General features: G+C 70.5%; 3 protein-coding genes. All 3 read left to right on the top strand.

What is annotated here, in order from left to right; genetic code table 11:
- The coding region (locus EHS43_RS38855; RefSeq protein WP_125195286.1) for an acyl-CoA dehydrogenase family protein at positions 1-1,761 on the top strand (1,761 nt) is incomplete at its 5' end.
- Positions 1,762-2,130: 369 nt separating this feature from the next.
- Positions 2,131-3,312 carry a 1-deoxy-D-xylulose-5-phosphate reductoisomerase gene (gene dxr, locus EHS43_RS38850; protein WP_125195288.1) on the top strand — a complete coding sequence of 394 codons (1,182 nt, stop codon included), beginning with the start codon at positions 2,131-2,133 and terminating at the stop codon, positions 3,310-3,312.
- An 8-nt stretch (positions 3,313-3,320) separates the two neighbouring features.
- Positions 3,321-4,213: RIP metalloprotease (locus tag EHS43_RS38845; protein WP_125195287.1), on the top strand; the 893-nt coding region annotated here is incomplete at its 3' end.

Below are 4,213 nucleotides of genomic sequence, written 5' to 3'. Positions count from 1 at the left end.
CGCCGCGGCGAGGCGTTCCTGGCCAGGCTCCGCGACTTCTGCGAGACCAAGGTCGACGGCGCCCTCATCGAACGTGAGGCCCGCATCCCCGACGACGTCGTGGCCGGCCTCAAGGAACTCGGCGCCTTCGGTATGAAGATCGACACCAAGTACGGCGGCCTCGGCCTCACCCAGGTGTACTACAACAAGGCACTCGCCCTCGTCGGCTCCGCGAGCCCCGCGATCGGCGTACTGCTCTCCGCCCACCAGTCGATCGGCGTACCCCAGCCGCTCAAGCTGTTCGGCACCCAGGAGCAGAAGGAGAAGTTCCTGCCCCGGTGCGCCCGCACCGACATCAGCGCCTTCCTCCTCACCGAACCGGACGTCGGCTCCGACCCGGCCCGCCTCGCCACCACCGCCGTACCCGACGGGGACGACTACGTCCTCGACGGAGTGAAGCTGTGGACCACCAACGGCGTGGTGGCCGACCTCCTCGTCGTCATGGCCCGCGTCCCGAAGTCCGAGGGCCACAAGGGCGGCATCACCGCCTTCGTCGTCGAGACCGACTCGCCCGGCGTCACCGTCGAGAACCGCAACGCCTTCATGGGCCTGCGCGGCATCGAGAACGGCGTCACCCGCTTCCACCAGGTCCGCGTCCCGGCCGCGAACCTCATCGGCAAGGAGGGCCAAGGCCTCAAGATCGCCCTGACCACTCTCAACACCGGCCGCCTCTCCCTGCCGGCCTCCTGCGTCGCCGCCGGCAAGTGGTGCCTGAAGATCGCCCGCGAGTGGTCCGCGGCCCGCGAACAGTGGGGCAAGCCCATCGCCCACCACGAAGCCGTCGGCTCCAAGATCTCCTTCATCGCGGCCACGACCTTCGCCCTGGAGGCCGTCCTCGACCTGTCCTCCCAGATGGCCGACGAGAACCGCAACGACATCCGCATCGAGGGCGCCCTCGCCAAGCTCTACGCCTCCGAGATGGCCTGGCTCGTCGCCGACGAACTCGTCCAGATCCGCGGCGGCCGCGGCTTCGAGACCGCCGAGTCCCTCAGGGCCCGCGGCGAGAAGGCCGTCCCCGCCGAACAGGTCCTGCGCGACCTGCGCATCAACCGCATCTTCGAGGGCTCCACGGAGATCATGCACCTGCTGATCGCCCGCGAGGCCGTCGACGCCCACCTCTCCGTCGCCGGCGACCTCATCGACCCGGACAAGTCCCTCGGCGACAAGGCGAAAGCAGGCGCCAACGCGGGCGTCTTCTACGCCAAGTGGCTCCCGAAGCTCGTCGCCGGACCGGGCCAACTGCCTAACTCCTACAGCCAGTTCAAGCGCGAGGTCGACCTCTCCCCACACCTGCGCTACGTGGAACGCACGGCCCGCAAACTCGCCCGCTCCACCTTCTACGCCATGTCCCGCTGGCAGGGCCGCATGGAGACCAAGCAGGGCTTCCTCGGCCGGATCGTCGACATCGGCGCCGAACTCTTCGCGATGAGCGCCGCCTGCGTCCGCGCCGAACTCCTCCACACCACCGAGTCCCACGGCCGCGAGGCCTACCAGCTCGCCGACGCCTTCTGCGAGCAGTCCCGGCTCCGCGTCGAGGAACTCTTCGGCCGCCTGTGGCACAACACCGACGACCAGGACCGCAAGGTCGTCAAGGGCGTCCTGTCCGGCACCTACGCCTGGCTGGAGGACGGCATCGTCGACCCCTCCGGCGAAGGCGTCTGGATCGCGGACGCCACCCCCGGCCCCTCCGAGAAGGAGAACGTCCACCGGCCCGTCCGCTGACCTCTCACGACAGCGCGCCCCCCGACAGGGGGACGCGCTGTCCCCACACACCGTCCTTACGGCGACAATGGGGGGATGAGCGACAGTCCAGCCCCCCGGGGGAACGGGCCGGAAGCCCCGTCCGCCCCGCGACACCACGCACGCTCCCCCAGAGGGGGTGCCCCCGTCGCCGCACCGGGAGCCGACCCGAGCACCTCCGGCACGAGGGCCGGCACCCGGCACGGCGAGAGCACGCACCCACGGGCGACACCTGCGGCTCCGCGGCGGCCGCAGGGCCCGTCCGACGGACGGAGGGCAGGACTCACGGCCCGCACCCTCGCCGACCCGCACCTCGTCCACGACCCGGTCGCGGACGACGGCCCCAAGGACGTGGTGATCCTCGGCTCCACCGGCTCGATCGGCACCCAGGCCATCGACCTGGTGCTGCGCAACCCCGACCGCTTCCGGGTGACCGGCCTCTCCGCCAACGGCGGGCGCGTGGCGCTCCTCGCCGAACAGGCGCACCGGCTCGGGGCACGGACCGTCGCGGTCGCCCGCGAGGACGTCGTACCGCAGCTCCGCGAAGCGCTCCGCGCCCTCTACGGCACGGGCGAGCCACTCCCCGAGATCCTCGCCGGACCGGACGCGGCCACCCTCCTCGCCGCCTCGGACGCGCACACCGTCCTCAACGGCGTCACCGGCTCCATCGGACTCGCCCCGACCCTCGCCGCCCTGGAGGCGGGCCGCACCCTCGCGCTCGCCAACAAGGAGTCGCTCATCGTGGGCGGCCCGCTGGTGAAGGACCTCGCCGAGCCCGGCCAGATCATCCCCGTCGACTCCGAGCACGCCGCCCTCTTCCAGGCACTCGCCTCCGGGACCAGGGCCGACGTGCGCAAGCTGGTCGTCACCGCGTCCGGCGGCCCCTTCCGCGGCCGTACGAGGGCCGACCTCGCCCGGGTGACCGTCGAGGACGCCCTCGCCCACCCCACCTGGGCCATGGGCCCGGTCATCACGATCAACTCCGCGACCCTCGTCAACAAGGGCCTGGAGGTGATCGAGGCGCACCTCCTCTACGACATTCCCTTCGACCGCATTGAGGTGGTCGTGCATCCCCAGTCGTATGTCCACTCGATGGTTGAGTTCACGGACGGATCCACGATCGCCCAGGCGACGCCCCCCGACATGCGCGGGCCGATCGCCATCGGTCTCGGCTGGCCCGAGCGCGTCCCCGACGCGGCGCCCGCCTTCGACTGGAGCAAGGCGTCGACCTGGGAGTTCTTCCCGCTCGACAACGAGGCGTTCCCCTCGGTGAACCTCGCGCGACACGTGGGTGAGCTCGCGGGCACGGCCCCGGCGGTGTTCAATGCCGCCAACGAGGAGTGCGTCGAGGCCTTCCGGGCCGGCGCACTGCCGTTCAACGGGATCATGGACACCGTGACCCGGGTGGTGGACGAGCACGGCACCCCGAGCCGGGGAACCTCGCTCACCGTCGCGGACGTCCTCGAAGCGGAGACCTGGGCGCGGACCCGGGCCCGGGAACTGACGGCACAGACGGCGGAGGCCCGTGCATGACGACCCTGATGTTCTTCCTCGGCATAGGGCTCTTCGCCTTCGGCCTCCTGGTGTCGATTGCGTGGCACGAGCTGGGGCACCTGTCCTTCGCCAAGCTCTTCGGCATCCGCGTGCCGCAGTACATGGTCGGCTTCGGCCCGACCGTCTGGTCCCGCAAGAAGGGTGAGACGGAGTACGGCATCAAGGCCGTCCCCTTCGGCGGCTACATCCGCATGATCGGCATGTTCCCGCCGGGCGACGACGGCCGCATCAGCGCCCGCTCCACCTCCCCCTGGCGCGGCATGATCGAGGACGCCCGCTCGGCCGCCTTCGAGGAACTCCAGCCCGGCGACGACAAGCGCCTCTTCTACACCCGCAAGCCCTGGAAACGCGTCATCGTGATGTTCGCGGGCCCCTTCGCGAACCTGATCCTCGCCGTCGCCCTGTTCCTCACGGTCCTCATGGGCTTCGGCATCTCCCAGCAGACCAACACGGTCAGCTCGGTCTCCAAGTGCGTGATCGCCCAGAGCCAGAACCGCGAGACCTGCAAGGCCTCCGACCCCGCCTCCCCGGCGGCGGCCGCCGGCCTCAAGGCGGGCGACAAGATCATCGCCTTCAACGGCGTGCGCACGGACGACTGGAACAAGCTCTCCGACCTCATCCGCGCCAACCCCGACAAAACCGTCCCGATCGTCGTCCAGCGCGACGGCAAGGACCTCACCCTGACGGCGAAGATCGCCTCCAACCAGGTCGCCAAGAAGGACTCCAGCGGCCAGTACGTCCAGGGCGAGTACGTCACCGCCGGCTTCCTCGGCTTCAGCGCCGCCACCGGCATCGTCAAGCAGGACTTCGGCGACTCCGTGGTGTGGATGGGCGACCGCGTCGGCGAGGCCGTCGACTCCCTGGCCGCCCTCCCCGGCAA

The sequence above is a fragment of the Streptomyces sp. RP5T genome (assembly GCF_003933965.1).
Classification (GTDB): Bacteria; Actinomycetota; Actinomycetes; order Streptomycetales; family Streptomycetaceae; genus Streptomyces.
The sequence above is the reverse complement of the archived record's forward strand: the minus strand, read 5'-3'. Positions and strand labels throughout refer to the sequence as shown.